Genomic DNA, 15,368 nt, shown 5'->3' on the forward strand with positions numbered 1-15,368 from the left:
AGGAGAACGCTCTTGACGGCTCCCCGAGCAGAAAGACCACCGCAGGACGCACCACCGGCACAGGACGACGACGGCCTCGCCGAGTTCGGCTACCGCCCCGAACTCAAACGCACTCTCGGCAACTTCCACACCTTCGCCGCCGGCATCAGCTACATCTCCATCCTCACCGGCACCTTCCAGCTCTTCTACTTCGGCTTCGGGCACGGCGGTCCCGCCTACTGGTGGTCCTGGCCGATGGTCTTCGTCGGCCAGCTGATGATCGCGCTGTCCTTCGCCGAGCTGGCAGCGCGCCACCCCGTCGCGGGCTCGGTCTACAACTGGGCGAAACGGCTGGGCAATCCGCACGTCGGCTGGCTCGCCGGCTGGATGATGCTGGTCGCCTCGATCGTGTCGCTGTCCGCCGTGGCCCTCGCCTACCAGCTCACGCTCCCGCAGATCTCCGCCGCCTTCCAGTTCGTCGGCGACGGCACCGGGCGCTACGACATCGCCACCAACGGCGTCCTCCTCGCCTCCGTACTGATCCTCTTCACCACCCTCGTCAACGCCTTCGGCGTCAAGCTGATGGCCCGCATCAACACCGCGGGCGTCTTCATCGAGCTGATCGCCACCGTCGTACTGATCGTGCTGCTCGCCGTGCACGTCGTACGCGGGCCCGACGTGGTGATGGAGACCCACCACACCGGGACGGGCCAGAGCTTCGGCTACCTCGGCGCCTTCCTCACCGCCTCGCTCGCCTCCGCCTACGTCATGTACGGCTTCGACACCGCCGCCTCGCTCGGCGAGGAGTCCCTGGACCCCTCCCGCAACGCGCCCCGCGCCATCCTCCGCGCGCTGCTCGCCTCCTTCGTGCTCGGCGGGCTGATCCTGCTGCTCGCCCTGATGAGCGTGCGCAGCCTGGACGGCAAGGGGCTGGCCACCGACGGGCTGCAGTACGTCGTCCTGGACGTGCTCGGCGACACCGTCGGCAAGGCGATGCTCTGGTGCGTCCTGATCGCCGTCACGGTCTGCGCGCTGGCCGTCCACACCGCCGCCATCCGGCTCGCCTTCGCGATGTCCCGCGACAACAACCTGCCCGCAGCCTCGCTGCTCGCCCGGGTCAGCCCGCGCTTCCAGACCCCGGTACTGCCCGCCGTGATCGTCGGCGTGCTCTCCCTCGCCGTACTGCTGATCAACATCCGCCAGCCGCAGATCTTCTCCGTCGTCACCAGCATCGGCATCATCATGATCTACGGCGCCTATCTGCTGGTCACCACGCCGATGCTGATCGCCCGGCTGCGCGGCCGCTGGCAGCCGGCGCCCGGCCGCTTCACCCTCGGCCGCTGGGGCCTGCCCGTCAACGTCCTCGCCGTCCTGTGGGGCGCCGGCATGATCGTCAACCTCGCCTGGCCCCGCGACGCCGTCTACAACGCGGCCCCGCCCCACCACTGGTACCTGCGCTGGGGCGCCGTCCTCTTCGTGGGCGCCGTCGCGCTCGGCGGCTTCGCGTACTACTGGCTGATCCAGCGCCACCGTACGGGCGTGCTCGCCGAACACGCGGCGCTGAAGGAAGCCGGTCCCGACACCACAAGGAGCACCCCCACCCATGTCCACTGAAGAGTTCGACTATGTCATCGTCGGCGGCGGCACCGCGGGCAACGTCGTGGCCGCCCGCCTCAGCGAGGACCCCTCGGTGACGGTGTGCGTACTGGAAGCGGGCCCCTCCGACGTCGGCGACGACAACGTACTGCGGCTGGAACGCTGGATGGGCCTGCTGGAGTCCGGGTACGACTGGGACTACCCCGTGGAGCCCCAGGCGAGCGGCAACAGCTTCATGCGGCACGCCCGCGCCCGGGTCCTCGGCGGCTGTTCCTCGCACAACTCCTGTATCGCCTTCTGGGCCCCGGCCGAGGACCTCGACGGCTGGGAGGCCGCCGGCTGTACCGGCTGGGGCGCGGAGCACACCTTCCCGCTCTACCGGCGGCTGGAGTCCAACGACGCGCCCGGCGACCACCACGGCCGCTCGGGCCCCGTCACCCTGCGCACCATCAAGGGTGCCGACCCCTGCGGCACGGCGCTGCTCGCCGCCTGCGCCGAACAGGGCATCCCCACCACCCCGTTCAACACCGGCGAGACCGTGCTCCGCGGCGCCAACTGGTTCCAGATCAACTCCGACGAGAACAACATCCGGCAGTCCTCCTCCGTCGCCTACCTCCACCCGATCCTCGGCCGCCGCCCCAACCTGGAAGTGCGTACCGGCGTCCGCGCCAAGCAGCTGCTGATCGACGAACACCGCCGCTGCACCGGCGCCACCTACCTCGACCCCGACCTGATCCACACCCGTACCGTCAGTGCCCGCCGTGAAGTGATCGTCTCCTGCGGCGCCATCGACACCCCCAAGCTGCTGATGCTCTCCGGCATCGGCCCGGCCGCCCATCTGCGCGAGACCGGCGTGGACGTCCTCGTCGACTCGCCCGGCGTCGGCGAGAACCTCCAGGACCACCCCGAGGGCGTCATCATGTGGGACGCCAAGCAGCCCATGGTGACCAGCTCCAACCAGTGGTGGGAGATCGGCATCTTCGCCGACACCGAAGCGGGGCTGGACCGGCCGGACCTGATGTTCCACTACGGCTCGGTGCCGTTCGACCTGAACACCGCCCGGCACGGCTACCCGACCTCCGAGAACGCCTTCTGCCTCACCCCGAACGTCACCCGCGCCCGCTCCCGCGGCACGGTCCGGCTGCGCACCCGCGACTTCCGCGACAAACCGAAGGTCGACCCGCGCTACTTCACCCACGAGCACGACGTACGGGTGATGACGTACGGGCTGCGCCTCGCCCGGGAGATCGCCGCACAGCCGGCGCTGGCGGACTGGGCGGGCGCCGAGCTGGCCCCGGGCCCGGACGTGCGCACCGACGACGAGCTGCTGGACTACATCGCCAAGACCCACAACACCGTCTACCACCCGGCCTGCACGGTGAGGATGGGCGCCGACGACGACGCCATGGCGCCGCTGGACGCCCGGCTGCGTGTGAAGGGCATCCAGGGGCTGCGCGTCGCGGACGGCTCGGTCATGCCGGAGCTGGTCACGGTCAACCCGTGCATCACCACGATGATGATCGGCGAGAAGTGCGCCGACCTGCTCAAGGAGGACCGCTAGCGGGCTTCCTTGCGGAACGGCGGCGGCGCCGTGCCGTCCACGACGGAGCGCGCCAGGTCGTGGAGGTTGCGCTGGTGCGCACGGGCGTACCGGCGCAGCTCCGCGAACGCCCCGTCCGTCGGGTAGCCGAACCGCTCGGCGAGCACGCCCTTGGCCTGCTCGATGACGATCCGGCTGCGCAGCGCCTGCTCCAGCTGCCGGGCGTGGTCACGGGTGCGCCGGTGCCGCAGGTGCAGCGCCGCGGCGTCGGCGAGCGCCGGCACCGGCGCCGACCGTTCCGCCGGCGGGGGCGTGGCCACGTCGTGGTACAGCACCAGCGCGCCCAGCGGGACCCCCGGCCGCGTGCCGCCGGGCCCGTCCTCGTGCGCCACATCGGCCAGCGGCACCCTGCTGACCCGGCGGACTCCCAGCTCCCGCGCCCCCGCGGTGAACCGCGGCCAGCGGGCGGCCGCCGCGGCCTCCAGCGGCACTTCGTCCGCCGGGGCGCCGGCCAGCGTGTCCCGCACCGGGCCCTCGCCCAGCCGCTCCTCCAGCTCCCACAGCAGCTCGGCGCGGGGGCCGGAACCGGCGGTGACCGGCGGCCGGCCGGCCAGTACGGCCAGCGCGTCCGGGGCGGGCTCGTCGCCCAGCAGCCGTACGTACTCGATCAGGGAAGCGGCGTGCGCGGCCGGCTCCCGGTCCGCCGGCGAGGCCAGGTCCAGCAGCGCACGGGTCAGCAGCCGCTCGCGTTCGGACGCCGGTCGAACGGCGTGCGGGCGCTGCGGCAGACACGCGGCGGTGGGGTCTGCCGCGTCCATGGCGAGGCGCGGCACCGGAAATGCCTCCATTCGGACAGTCAATGCCCGCGTGGGGCCCGCCGATATCCATTTTGCGTAGCATGGGGACACCAAGCGCAGTCGGCTGCTCACTGCGCGAGGGCGAGCGACGATCCGAGGAACGGGGGGCGGCGATGCCGGGGGAGCGCGGCCACGGCACGGAACGGCGGGCGCGGTGCGGCCCGCGCGCGTTCCGCACCGCCGACGTAGAGCGTGCCCGCGCCTGGATCGCCGACATGCTCTCCTATCCGGTGGTGCTGAACCCCCTCACGGACCCAGCGGACTTCGGCTTCGCCATGAGCGCGCTGCAGCTGGGCCCCGTCACTTTCGCCACCGCGACCTACGGCATCGACGTCCTCTGCAGGAGCGAGGGGCTGGGCGTCGCGTACCACATCAACGTGCCGTGCAGCGGGCAGATGGTGCAGTCCCACCGCGGCGAGGTGTTCCGGGCCACCGCCACCGACGGCCGGGTCCCGGTCTTCGAGCCGGCCGGCGCCGTCACCGGCGAACTGGACACCGAGACCGAGGTGCTGGCCCTCAGCTTCGACCGGCAGGCGGTGGAGAGCACCCTGGCGGAGCACCTCGAACACCCCGTGCGGCCGCTGCACTTCCCCGGCGGCCTGGACCCGTACCACGGCCGGGGGCGCACCCTCGTCTCCCTGGCCCGGACCCTCGCCGGCGAACTGGCCGCGCCGACCGGCCTCCTGGCCCAGCCCGTGGTGGCCACCGGCCTCGCGGACTCGCTGCTCACCACGATGCTGTACGCCACCCCGCACCAGTACCGCGAAGAGCTCGCCGACCCGGCCACCCGCACCTGCCCGCGTCCGGTCAAGCGCGCCGTGGACGCCATGCAGGCCGATCCCGCGCACCCCTTCACCGTCCTGGAGCTGGCGCGGATCGCCGGCGTCGCGCCGCGCTCCCTGCAGGCCGGCTTCAAACAGCACCTGGAGACCACACCGATGGCCTACCTGCGCCGGCTGCGGATGGAGTGCGCCCACCGCGACCTGGTCGCCGCCGGCCCGGGCGTCTCGGTCACCGAGGTCGCGGGCCGCTGGGGCTTCACACACCTGGGCCGCTTCGCCGCCGCCTACCGGGCCCGCTACGGCAGGCTCCCCTCCCAGGCGCACCGCCGCTGAGCCGGCCTTGCTCACCGCCCCTGGTGGGCGTCGCGCGCGGCGTCGACGAAGCGCTCCAGCGCGGCCCAGAAGGGCCTGTACGCGGCGTCGAACCGCTCCTCGGCGGCGGCCCGGTCCTCCGGGCCCGCGCCGGTCCGCAGGGCCTGCTCGATCGCCGCGTGGAAGTCGCCCGTCGACTTCTGGACCACGAGCGCCGCCGAGGCCGCGGGCGGCGGCCCCTCCAGCTCCACGACCCGCGCACAGCGGCGGAGCTTCGCGTACTCCGCCACCTGGCGATCGCTGAGCTGCCGCAGGGCCGTCGTGCTCCCCTCGGCGTCCGGCTGCCGCAGCACGGCCGAGATCTCCCAGAACAACTCGCCCATCCGGTGCGTCTGTTCGATCAGGTCCAGGTAGGCGGTGCGGCGGCTCTCCCGGAGGCGTTCGCGGCGCTGGGAGTCGGCGGCGGTTTCGGCCTGGACGCGTGCCGCGCGGGTGGCGCCGCGGCTGGTGACCCAGCTGGCCAGCACTGCGGTGCCGCCGGTGACCGCGGCGATCGACAGGGTCCACAGGGTGCTTTCGGCCATGGTCGGCAACCGTACCGGCCGGGCGGGGCGGCCACCCGGCCGGTACGGGGTCGTCGCGTCAGCCGACGGAGACCGCCGACCAGGCGGCGGCCACCGCGTTCTGCTCGGCGCTGCCCGCGCCGTACAGGTCCTTCGCCGCGTTCAGCGTGGCCGTGCGGGCCGCGGCGTAGTTCGTCCCGGACGTCATGTAGACCGTCAGCGCCCGGTACCAGATCTTCCCGAGCTTGTCCTTGCCGATGCCCTGCACCGTACTGCCGTTGCAGGTGGGCGAGTTGTGCGTGACCCCGCCGATCACCTTCTGGCCGCTGCCCTCGGCGAGCAGATAGGCGAAGTGGTTGGCGACCCCGGACGAGTAGTGCACGTCGAGGTCCTTCACCTTCGAATTCCAGCAGTCCGCCGACTTGGTGTCCTTCGACGGTTTGTCCATGTAGCGCAGCGCGGCCTGCCCGAAGTCCGGTCGGACGATCTTCTCGCCGATGAGATAGTCACCGGGGTCGCTCGCGTTCTTCGCGTAGAACTCCACGAGCGTGCCGAAGATGTCGGAGGTCGCCTCGTTGAGGCCGCCGGACTCCCCGGAGTAGGTGAGGTTGGCGGTCGCCGCGGTGACGCCGTGCGACATCTCGTGCCCGGCGACGTCGAGCGCGACCAGCGGCCCGAAGACCTTGCCGTCGCCGTCCCCGTACGTCATGCAGAAGCAGGTGTCGTCCCAGAAGGCGTTGTTGTAACCGCTGCCGTAGTGCACGCGGTTGTACGAGCCCTTGCCGTCCCCGGCGATGCCGTTCCTGCCGTGCACGTTCTTGTAGTAGTCCCAGGTGGTGTCCGTGCCGTACTGGGCGTCCACCGCGGCCGAGGAGCGGTCGGCGGTGGTGCCGCTGCCCCAGTGGTTGTCCGCGTCGGTGAAGAGGGCGGCAGGCGCGCGGCCCCAGCAGATGCCGAGGATGCAGGAGTCCGTCTTGTTCTGCGCGTCACCGGTGTAGGTGCCGCCGCGGGTGGCGTCCTTGAGCTGGTACGTGGTGCCGGACTTGGTGGTCTCCAGCGGCACGGTCCCGCCGTACAGCGACTTGCCGTCGCCGGTCACGGTCTCCAGCCGGTCCCAGGAGTCGATCGCCTTGCCGGTACGGGCGTTGGTGAGCACGACGTGCGCCGCGGGGTTGCCCCTGCCGTCCTGGCCTGCGGCGGTGGTCCGCCAGGCGAGCTGCGGTGCGCCGTGCAGCGCGTCGATGACCAGCAGCGGCTTCGCGGCGACCTTGCGCAGCGCGGTACCGGAGTTGGCGGCGCGCAGCGCCGCGGTGCCCAGCCCCGCGGCCTTCGTCGCGCTGATCAGGGGCTTGACGGTGGGGACGGCGAGGTCGCTGCGGGTGGCCCGGGAGGCGCCGCGGTAGCTGCCGTCGGGGGAGAGGTGGACGACCAGGTCGCCGCCGAGCACGGGCACTCCGCCGAAGCTCCGGTCGTAGCGGACGTGCCGGCTGCCGTCGGAGTCGATGACGACGTCGCGTACGGAGGTGTCCTGGGCGGCGGTGAAGCCGAGTTGGGTGGCGTGCGCGGCGAGCGCGGCGTCGGCGCTGCGGACGGCTCCGGCGCGGTCGGGGGCCGGCCGGGCGGTGGCGGCTGTGGGCAGGGTGGCGGCGACCAGAGCGGCCGCCGCCGTGGCTATGACGCTGGTGGCGAGGCGCGTTCTCGATCTCATCGGGCTCCTCGGACGGCGGGGCAGCGCCCGGTGGTGTACCCACCGGTAACGCTGATGGCGAGTCACATTAAGCGTCCATGACAACGCTCTGTCCATACCCCGACGACGACCGGCACATACCCTGCACAGGGCCTCGCGCGGGGCTGACGTCCGGGTCTGAAGTACGGGCCCTATGAGCCGGCCCCGAGGTCGCTCTCGTCCGTCCCGTAGCGCACCGCTCGCATCGTGCGCTCGGACGGGACGACCTGGGCGACCTGGCCGGCGATCTCCATGAGACGCGGGGCGAGTGCGCGGACGCGGGCGTCGGGGAGGCGGACGGCGGGGACCTGGATCACCACCGCCGCGTGGGCGTGGCCCCCGGCGCCGAGTACGGGGGCGCCGATGCAGCGGACGCCCTCGACGTTCTCCTCGTTGTCGATGCTGAAGCCGCGCTCCCGGGTGCGCCGCAGCTCGTCAGCGAACCGCTTCGGGGTGGTCACCGTATGCGGCGTGACCGCCGCCAACCGCTCGGGCAGGGCGGCCAGATAGTCCTCGACGTCCTCCGCGAACGCCATCATCGCCTTGCCCGAGGCCGTGGAGTACAGCGGGAAGCGCGCCCCGGGGTGCTGCTCGAAGCGGAGCGGCAGCGTCGACTGGACGCGCATCACCACCACCGACTCGCCGCCGTCCCGCACGACGAGGTTGACCGACTCGTTCGTCTCCTCGTTGAGCTGCTTCAGCAGCGGCATCGCGCGGTCGGCGCCCAGCGCCCGCTGCGCCGCCTGGCCGAGCAGGATGGCCGTACTGCCCAGGTAGTAGCCCTCCGTCGCGGGATTGCGGCGCAGGAAGCCCTCGGCGGCCAGCGCTCCGACGACGCGGTGCGCGGTGCCGGGCGTGAGCCCGAGGCGCTGCACGATCTCGGTCACCTGGACGTCGCCCTCGGCCTCGATGAACAGCCGCAGCACGGCCATCGCGCGGCCGATGGCCTGGGTGCCGGCCGGGGTGTCAGGTGCCTTGGCGCGTCGCTCACTCACCCGCGGCAGCCTACCGAGCCGTGCACGCCCATTGACGGCGGGCACCTGCCGTCCTAGCTTGCAGGTACTGCTCCACATTGTGGACGGCCTTCCAAAGATCTTCATCGGCCCTACGCCAGGAGACTTCATGCCGCACTTCGAGCACCCCACCGAGACCGTCTTCACCTGGGCCGCGCCGCCCCTGAAGTTCGGCCTCGGCGCCTCGCCGAGATAGGCCAGGACCTGCGCGCACTCGGCGTCACCAACGCCCTGGTCATCACCGACCCCGGCGTCGCCGCGAGCGACGTGCCGGACCGCGTCGCGCACGCGATCAAGGCCGCCGGGCTCGGCGCCGACGTCTTCGACGGCGTCGCCGTGGAGCCGACCGACCGCAGCATCGAGGAGGCCGTCGCCTTCGCCCGTTCCGGCAGCTGGGACGGGTACGTCGCGGTCGGCGGCGGCTCCGCCATGGACACCGCCAAGGCCGTCAACCTCCTCACCACCCAGCCCGGCACGCTGATGGACTACATCGCCCCGCCCGTCGGCGGCGGCAAGGTCCCCGAGCTGCCCGTCAAGCCCCTCATCGCGGTCCCCACCACCGCGGGCACCGGCTCCGAGGCCACCACCATCTGCGTCGTCGACCTGCTCGACCTGCGCCTGAAGGCCGGCATCAGCCACCCCCGGCTGCGCCCCGCGCTCGCCGTCGTCGACCCGCTCACCACCCTGTCGGTCCCCGCCCAGGTCACCGCCGCCAGTGGCATGGACGTCCTCACCCACGCCGCCGAGAGCTACACCGCGCTCACCTTCGACGCCCGCCCCGCCTTCCCCGACGCCGCGGCGCGCGCCGCGTTCTGCGGCGCCAACCCCATCAGCGACGTGTGGTGCGAGAAGGCCATGGAACTGGTCGGCACCCACCTGCGCCGGGCCGTGATGAACGGCAACGACCTCAAGGCCCGGCAGGGCATGGCGTACGCGTCCGCCGTCACCGGCATGGGCTTCGGCAACGCCGGTACGCACATCCCGCACGCCAACGCGTACCCCATCGCCGGCGCCGTGGAGAACTACCGCGCCGAGGGCTATCCGGAGATGCCGATGGTCCCGCACGGCCAGGCCGTCGCCTCCACCGCCATGGCCGCCTTCCGCTTCACGTACCCCTCGAACCCACAACGCCACCTGCGCGCGGCCGAGTTGATCGGCGGCCGGCCCGTCGACCCCGACGAGGGCGCCGAGGCGCTGCCCCGCGTCCTGCGCGAACTCCTGCGTGACATCGGCATGCCCAACGGCATCGCCGCCTTCGGCTACGCCGAGTCCGACCTGGACACCCTGGTCTCCGGCACGATGAAGCAGTCCCGCCAGCTCTCCGTCGTACCGCGCCCGCTCACCACCGAAGCGGCCGGCCGGATCTTCCGCGAGTCGCTCCGCAACTGGTGAAGGGAGCGCAGCCGTGCCCGCATCCACCGCACAGACCCCGAGCCCCATCGGGAAGATCGCCCTCGCCGGCGCCATCGGCACCACCATCGAGTGGTACGACTTCTTCCTCTACGGCACCGCCGCCGGCATCGTCTTCGACAAGCTCTTCTTCCCGAGCTTCGACAGCCTCGTCGGCACCCTCATCGCCTTCGCGACCTTCGCCATCGGCTTCGTCGCCCGCCCCCTCGGCGGCATCGTCTTCGGCCACTTCGGCGACCGGGTGGGACGCAAGACCGCCCTGATCACCACCATGTTCATCATGGGCGCCGGCACCTGCCTCATCGGCGTCCTGCCGACGTACGACTCCATCGGCGTCTGGGCCCCGGTACTCCTCGTCCTGCTCCGCATCCTCCAGGGCATCGGCATCGGCGGCGAATGGGGCGGCGCGGTCCTGATGTCCGTCGAACACGCCCCGGAAGGCCGCAAGGGCTACTACGGCAGCTGGCCCCAGATCGGCGTCCCCGCCGGCCTGATGCTCGGCACCGGCGTCTTCGCGCTGCTCTCCAGCACCCTGGACAGCGAGCAGTTCCTCGCCTGGGGCTGGCGCATCGCCTTCCTGCTCAGCGCCGTACTGGTCCTCATCGGCCTCTACATCCGCCTCCAGGTCTACGAGACGCCCGCCTTCCGCTCCGTACGCGAGCAGCACACCCGGGCCCGCATCCCCCTCGTCGAGCTGCTCCGCACCTCCAAGGTCAACCTGCTGCTGGGCATGGGCACCCGCATGGCCGAGGGCATCGCGTTCAACACCTGGGGTGTCTTCGCCATCGCGTACACCACCACCGAACTGCACGTCCCCCGCACCCACGCCCTCATCGGTGTCATGGCGGCCGCGGCCGTCTGCGTTCCGATGATCCCGCTGTGGGGCGCGCTCTCCGACCGCTTCGGCCTGCTGCGCACCTTCGGCCTCGGCGCCGTCCTCTTCGGCGTCTCCGCCGTCCCCGCCTTCGCGCTCTTCGACACGGGCTCCGTACTGGTCATCGGCGGCACCCTGGTCGTCACCCTCGGCCTCTTCTACGGGGCGATGTACGGCCCGCAGGCCGCGCTCTACGCCGGCCTGTTCCCCGCCAACGTCCGCTACAGCGGCGTCTCCTGCGTCTACCAGGTCTCCGGCGTCTTCGCGAGCGGATGCACCCCGCTGATCCTCACCGCACTGCTCTCGGCGGGCGACGGCAGCCCCTGGCTGATGGTCACCTACATCGTCGCGATGTCGGCGCTCAGCCTGCTCTGCGTCGTCCTCATCGCGCTCCGCCGCCGCCGGAGCGCCGCCGACCGACCCACCGGGAAGGAGCGCCATGCGTCCGTCCGGACACCGGCCCCGCAATAAGGCCGACGCGGCCGGCGCCGAGCTCACCGCCGCGCTCCGCCGCGCCGGCGTGCCCAGCGCCGACGACTCCGACCTCGCCCGCTCCCTGTACGCCTCCGACGCCTCCCTCTACCGCATTCGCCCGCAGGCTGTCGTCGTCCCGCGACACGCCGACGAGATCGCCGCCGTACGCGAGGTCTGCGCCGCGCACCACGTACCGCTCACCCTGCGCGGCGCCGGCACCTCCATCGCCGGCAACGCCATCGGCCCCGGCGTCGTCGTCGACACCAGCCGCCACCTCAACCGCGTACGGGAGATCGACCCCGAAGCCGGTACCGCCCTGGTCGAACCCGGCGTCGTCCTGGCCGACCTGCAACGCGCCGCGGCCCCGCACGGCCTGCGCTTCGGCCCCGACCCCTCCACCCACAACCGCGCCACCCTCGGCGGCATGATCGGCAACAACGCCTGCGGCTCCCGGGCCCTCGGATACGGCCGGACCAGCGACAACGTGCTCGGCCTCGATGTCCTCACGGGGGCGGGGGAGCGGCTGCGGCTCGGGTCCTCCGAGGCGACCGCCTCGCCCCTCCTGACCGCCCTCCGGCGCACCGTCGGCGAAGAACTCGCCCTCCTCCGCACCGAACTGGGCCGCTTCCCCCGCCAGGTCTCCGGCTACGCCCTCGAACACCTCCTGCCCGAGCGCGGCTTCGATGTCGCGCGCGCCCTCGTCGGCAGCGAAGGCACCCTCGCGCTCACCCTCGCCGCCCGGCTCCGCCTCGTCCGCGACGCCCCGCACCGCGTCCTCACCGTCCTCGGCTACCCCACGATGGCGGACGCCGCCGACGCCGTACCGGCGCTCCTGAAGCACACGCCGGTCGCCTGCGAAGGGCTCGACGCCCGCATCGTCCGCACGGTCACCGCCCGCAGGGGCCGCGCGGCCGTCCCCGCCCTCCCGCGCGGCGAGGGCTGGCTCCTCGTCGAACTCGTCGGCGAGAGCCTGCCGTACCTGGTGGACGCCGCGGCCCGGCTCGTACGGGACGCCGGCGCGCTCGACTCCCGTACCGTCACCGACCCCGCCGAGGCCGCCGCCCTGTGGCGCATCCGCGAGGACGGCGCGGGCCTCGTCGCCCGCACCCCTGACGGCGCACCGGCCCACGCGGGCTGGGAGGACGCCGCCGTACCTCCCGAACGGCTCGGCGCGTACCTCCGCGCGTTCGAGGACCTCCTCGCCGACCACCACCTCACCGGCGTCCCCTACGGACACTTCGGTGACGGCTGCCTCCACGTCCGCATCGACTTCCCGCTCGGCGCCCCCGGCGGTACGCAGGCCATGCGCGAGTTCCTCTTCGCGGCCGCCCGCCTCGTCGCCCGGCACGGCGGCTCCCTCTCCGGTGAACACGGCGACGGCCGCGCCCGCGGCGAACTCCTGCCGCTGATGTACTCCCCGGCCGCACTCGGCCTGTTCGCCCGCGTCAAGGCCCTCTTCGACCCCGACGACCTCCTCAACCCCGGCGTCATCGTCCGCCCCGACCCCGTCGACCACGCCGTACGCGCCGCCGGTGCCCGCCCCCTCACCCGCCGCGAACTCCCCACCCTGGCCCTCGCCCACAGCGCCGACGGCGGCGACCTCTCGCGCGCCGTGCACCGCTGCACCGGCGTCGGCAAGTGCCGCGCCGACACCACCGCCACCGGCGGCGTGATGTGCCCCAGCTACCTCGCCACCCGAGAGGAGAAGGACTCCACCCGCGGCCGCGCCCGCGTCCTCCAGGACGTCGCCTCCGGCGCCCTCGGCCCCGACGGCTGGCGCTCGCCCGCCCTCCACGACGCCCTCGACCTCTGCCTCGCCTGCAAGGGCTGCTCCTCGGACTGCCCCACGGGCACCGACATGGCCGCGTACAAGGCGGAGGCACTGCACCAGAGGTACGGGCGCGGACTCCTCCACCCGCGCCCCCGCAGCCACTACGCGCTGGGCCGGCTGCCCCTCTGGACGCGGCTGATCGCCCGCACACCGGGCGCGGCCCGGGTCGCGAATGCGGTATTGCGCTCCCGGCTGCTGCATCCGCTCCTCACCTGGAGCGCGGGCGTCGACGCGCGGCGGTCGCTGCCCACCTTCGCGGGGACGACGTTCCGGCGATGGTTCGCGGACCGGGACCGGGCACCACAGGAAGACGCGCCCCACGGCGACGTGGTGCTCTTCGTCGACACCTTCACCGACGCCTTCGCGCCCGAGACGGGCCGGGCCGCGGTCGCCGTACTGGAAGCCGCCGGCTACCGGGTCCGGGTCACCGAACGCCCCGTGTGCTGCGGCCTCACCTGGATCTCCACCGGCCAGCTGGACGCCGCCCGGCGCCGCGTGCGCGCCACCGTCCGCGCCCTCCTCCCGTACGTACGCGCGGGCATACCGGTCGTCGGACTCGAACCGTCCTGCACCGGAGTACTGCGCTCGGACGCGGCGGAACTCCTGGGCGGGCGCGGCGTGTACGGGGCCGCGGCGGGCGAGGCGAGAGCGGAGGAGGCCGCCGCCGCGCGGGAGGTCGCCGCCGCCACCCGCACGCTCGCCGAACTGCTCAGCGCCACCCCCGGCTGGTCCCCGCCCGATCTGACCGGCACCACCGCGGTCGCCCAGCCGCACTGCCACCACCACGCCGTCATGGGCTGGGACGCCGACGCCGCGCTGCTGGCCGCCGCCGGCGCCATCGTCGAACGCCTCGGCGGCTGCTGCGGCCTGGCCGGCAACTTCGGCGTCGAACGCGGCCACCACGACGTCTCCGTGGCCGTCGCGGAACACGCGCTCCTCCCGGCCGTACGCCGCTCCGCCCCCGGCACCCCGCTCCTCGCCGACGGCTTCAGCTGCCGCACCCAGCTCGCCGACCTGACCGGGCGGCGGGGGACGCACCTGGCGGAACTCCTGGCACGCTCAGCCTCCGAGGAGCCGCAGTGATCCCCACAGCGCCACCACCGCAAGGGACAGCGCGGCGGGCACCGTGATCAGGCCGAGCCGGGTGAAGTCCTTGAGCACCACATCGGTGTCGTGCGCGTGCAGGATGCGCCGCCACAGCAGCGTGGCCAGCGACCCCGCGTAGGTGAGGTTCGGCCCGATGTTGACGCCGAGCAGGACCGCGAGCACCGCGCCGGGGCCACCCTGCGCGGTCAGCGGGATCAGGACGAGTACGGCGGGCAGGTTGTTGATCACGTTGGCCAGTACGGCGGCCAGCGCGGCCACGCCGAGCAGCGCGGGCAGTGACGTGCCGTCGGGGACCAGACGGCCGAGCGCGTCGGCGAGCCCGTTGTCCACCACCGCGCGCACCACGATGCCGAGCGCGAGCACGAAGGCGAGGAACGGCAGCGAGAGCGAGCCCAGGACGGCGCGGACGGTCGTACGGCGGCGGGCGAGCGTGCGGGCCGCGAGCACCAGCGCGCCGGCCGCCGCCGCCCACGCAGGGTCGATGCCGAGCGCGGAGGCGACCACGAAGCCGGCCAGCGTGCAGACCACGGTGACCAGCGCGAACACCGGTACGTCCGGCGGTTCGGCGGCAGCCGGAGGGGGCGTCTCCGCGTCGAGGTCGGCGGCGAAGTAACGGCGGAAGACCAGGTACTCGGTACCGATGGCGACCAGCCACGGCAGCACCATCAGCGCGGCGAACCGGGTGAAGCTCAGCCCGCTCGCCGCGAACGCGAGCAGGTTCGTGAGGTTGGACACCGGCAGCAGCAAGGAGGCCGTGTTCGAGAGGTGGGTGCAGGCGTAGACGTGCGGCCGCGCGCGGGCGCCCAGCCGGGCGGCGGTGGCGAAGACGACCGGGGTGAGCAGCACGACGGTGGCGTCCAGGCTCAGTACCGCGGTGATCGCCGAGGCGAGGCCGAAGACGGCGGCCAGCAGCCGCCGGGGACGGCCCGCCGCGGCGCGTGCCATCCAGGCGCCGCACGCCTCGAAGAGCCCTTCGTCGGCGCACAGCCGGGCCAGCACCAGTACGGCCGCCAGGAAGCCGATCACGGGGCCGAGCCGCGCGGCCTCCTCCCGCGCGTGCGCCAGCGGGATCGCCCCGGTCGCGAGGACGACGGAGGCGGCCGGTACCGCGATGGCCGCCTCCGGCAGCCGGAACGGCCGTACGACCGCGCACACGAGCACGACGACGAGCAGCGCCGCGGAGAGCGCCTCCGCGAGGGGGGTGTTCAGGGTCGTTCCTTTCAGCTGGTCCGTCCGCCGTCGGGGTCGGACAAATGTCGCAGAGTATGCGCTGGCCAGGCGCCATGGTGCAGGATGGGGGCAAC

At 73.0% G+C, this 15,368-nt stretch carries 12 protein-coding genes; 7 read left to right on the forward strand and 5 right to left on the reverse strand.

The window, feature by feature from the left end:
- The first annotated feature begins 12 nt into the window (after positions 1 to 12).
- Both ACZ4MH_RS04840 and ACZ4MH_RS04845 read left to right on the forward strand, forming a co-directional pair.
- Positions 13 to 1,593, forward strand: a complete 1,581-nt coding sequence (locus tag ACZ4MH_RS04840; RefSeq protein ID WP_351595073.1) for an APC family permease — start codon at positions 13 to 15, stop codon at positions 1,591 to 1,593.
- Positions 1,583 to 3,136, forward strand: coding sequence for a GMC family oxidoreductase (locus ACZ4MH_RS04845; RefSeq protein ID WP_351595076.1), 1,554 nt, complete (start codon positions 1,583 to 1,585; stop codon positions 3,134 to 3,136). The genes ACZ4MH_RS04840 and ACZ4MH_RS04845 overlap by 11 nt, the downstream gene beginning before the upstream one ends.
- Here ACZ4MH_RS04845 and ACZ4MH_RS04850 read toward each other — a convergent pair.
- A complete protein-coding gene (locus ACZ4MH_RS04850; RefSeq protein ID WP_351595079.1) occupies positions 3,133 to 3,963 on the reverse strand; it encodes an ANTAR domain-containing protein in 831 nt (276 codons plus the stop codon). The genes ACZ4MH_RS04845 and ACZ4MH_RS04850 overlap by 4 nt on opposite strands.
- A 50-nt stretch (positions 3,964 to 4,013) precedes the next feature.
- Between ACZ4MH_RS04850 and ACZ4MH_RS04855 the strand changes: the two genes are divergently transcribed.
- Positions 4,014 to 5,087: an AraC family transcriptional regulator gene (locus tag ACZ4MH_RS04855; RefSeq protein ID WP_351595082.1), complete on the forward strand. Its 1,074-nt coding sequence runs from the start codon at positions 4,014 to 4,016 to the stop codon at positions 5,085 to 5,087.
- An 11-nt stretch (positions 5,088 to 5,098) separates the two neighbouring features.
- Here the strand turns inward: ACZ4MH_RS04855 and ACZ4MH_RS04860 are convergent, their stop codons facing one another.
- The 3 genes from ACZ4MH_RS04860 to ACZ4MH_RS04870 form a co-directional block, all read right to left on the reverse strand.
- Positions 5,099 to 5,650, reverse strand: a complete 552-nt coding sequence (locus ACZ4MH_RS04860; protein WP_351595085.1) for an N-formylglutamate amidohydrolase — start codon at positions 5,648 to 5,650, stop codon at positions 5,099 to 5,101.
- 58 nt (positions 5,651 to 5,708) lie between these two features.
- Positions 5,709 to 7,337, reverse strand: a complete 1,629-nt coding sequence (locus ACZ4MH_RS04865) for a M4 family metallopeptidase (RefSeq protein WP_351595088.1) — start codon at positions 7,335 to 7,337, stop codon at positions 5,709 to 5,711.
- A 170-nt stretch (positions 7,338 to 7,507) separates the two neighbouring features.
- Positions 7,508 to 8,350, reverse strand: a complete 843-nt coding sequence (locus ACZ4MH_RS04870; protein ID WP_351595091.1) for an IclR family transcriptional regulator — start codon at positions 8,348 to 8,350, stop codon at positions 7,508 to 7,510.
- Between the two features lie 58 nt (positions 8,351 to 8,408).
- Here ACZ4MH_RS04870 and ACZ4MH_RS04875 point away from each other — a divergent pair, with 58 nt between their 5' ends.
- The 4 genes from ACZ4MH_RS04875 to ACZ4MH_RS04890 are packed head-to-tail and all read left to right on the forward strand — an operon-like array spanning position 8,409 to position 14,040.
- Entirely contained in the window at positions 8,409 to 8,564 is a 156-nt protein-coding gene (locus ACZ4MH_RS04875; RefSeq protein ID WP_351595094.1) for a hypothetical protein, read from the forward strand.
- Positions 8,565 to 8,605: 41 nt separating this feature from the next.
- Positions 8,606 to 9,760 (forward strand): hydroxyacid-oxoacid transhydrogenase, encoded by a 1,155-nt coding sequence (locus ACZ4MH_RS04880; protein WP_467754195.1) that lies wholly within the window; start codon positions 8,606 to 8,608, stop codon positions 9,758 to 9,760.
- A 13-nt stretch (positions 9,761 to 9,773) separates the two neighbouring features.
- Positions 9,774 to 11,123, forward strand: a complete 1,350-nt coding sequence (locus tag ACZ4MH_RS04885; RefSeq protein ID WP_351595097.1) for an MFS transporter — start codon at positions 9,774 to 9,776, stop codon at positions 11,121 to 11,123.
- Positions 11,092 to 14,040: an FAD-binding and (Fe-S)-binding domain-containing protein gene (locus ACZ4MH_RS04890; protein ID WP_351595099.1), complete on the forward strand. Its 2,949-nt coding sequence runs from the start codon at positions 11,092 to 11,094 to the stop codon at positions 14,038 to 14,040. Before ACZ4MH_RS04885 ends, ACZ4MH_RS04890 begins: the two co-directional genes overlap by 32 nt.
- Here ACZ4MH_RS04890 and ACZ4MH_RS04895 read toward each other — a convergent pair.
- Positions 14,017 to 15,273, reverse strand: coding sequence for an SLC13 family permease (locus tag ACZ4MH_RS04895; RefSeq protein WP_351595143.1), 1,257 nt, complete (start codon positions 15,271 to 15,273; stop codon positions 14,017 to 14,019). The two genes, ACZ4MH_RS04890 and ACZ4MH_RS04895, sit on opposite strands and share 24 nt — an antisense overlap.
- Positions 15,274 to 15,368: the final 95 nt, after the last annotated feature.

The sequence above is a fragment of the Streptomyces sp. NPDC026301 genome (assembly GCF_055567935.1).

Bases quoted from the DNA above. Each gene is read 5' to 3' on its own strand.
- ACZ4MH_RS04860 (WP_351595085.1), bottom strand. From the start codon at position 5,650: ATGGCCGAAAGCACCCTGTGGACCCTGTCGATCGCCGCGGTCACCGGC.
- ACZ4MH_RS04890 (WP_351595099.1), top strand. From the start codon at position 11,092: ATGCGTCCGTCCGGACACCGGCCCCGCAATAAGGCCGACGCGGCCGGC.
- ACZ4MH_RS04850 (WP_351595079.1), bottom strand. From the start codon at position 3,963: ATGGAGGCATTTCCGGTGCCGCGCCTCGCCATGGACGCGGCAGACCCC.
- ACZ4MH_RS04845 (WP_351595076.1), top strand. From the start codon at position 1,583: ATGTCCACTGAAGAGTTCGACTATGTCATCGTCGGCGGCGGCACCGCG.
- ACZ4MH_RS04855 (WP_351595082.1), top strand. From the start codon at position 4,014: ATGGGGACACCAAGCGCAGTCGGCTGCTCACTGCGCGAGGGCGAGCGA.
- ACZ4MH_RS04865 (WP_351595088.1), bottom strand. From the start codon at position 7,337: ATGAGATCGAGAACGCGCCTCGCCACCAGCGTCATAGCCACGGCGGCG.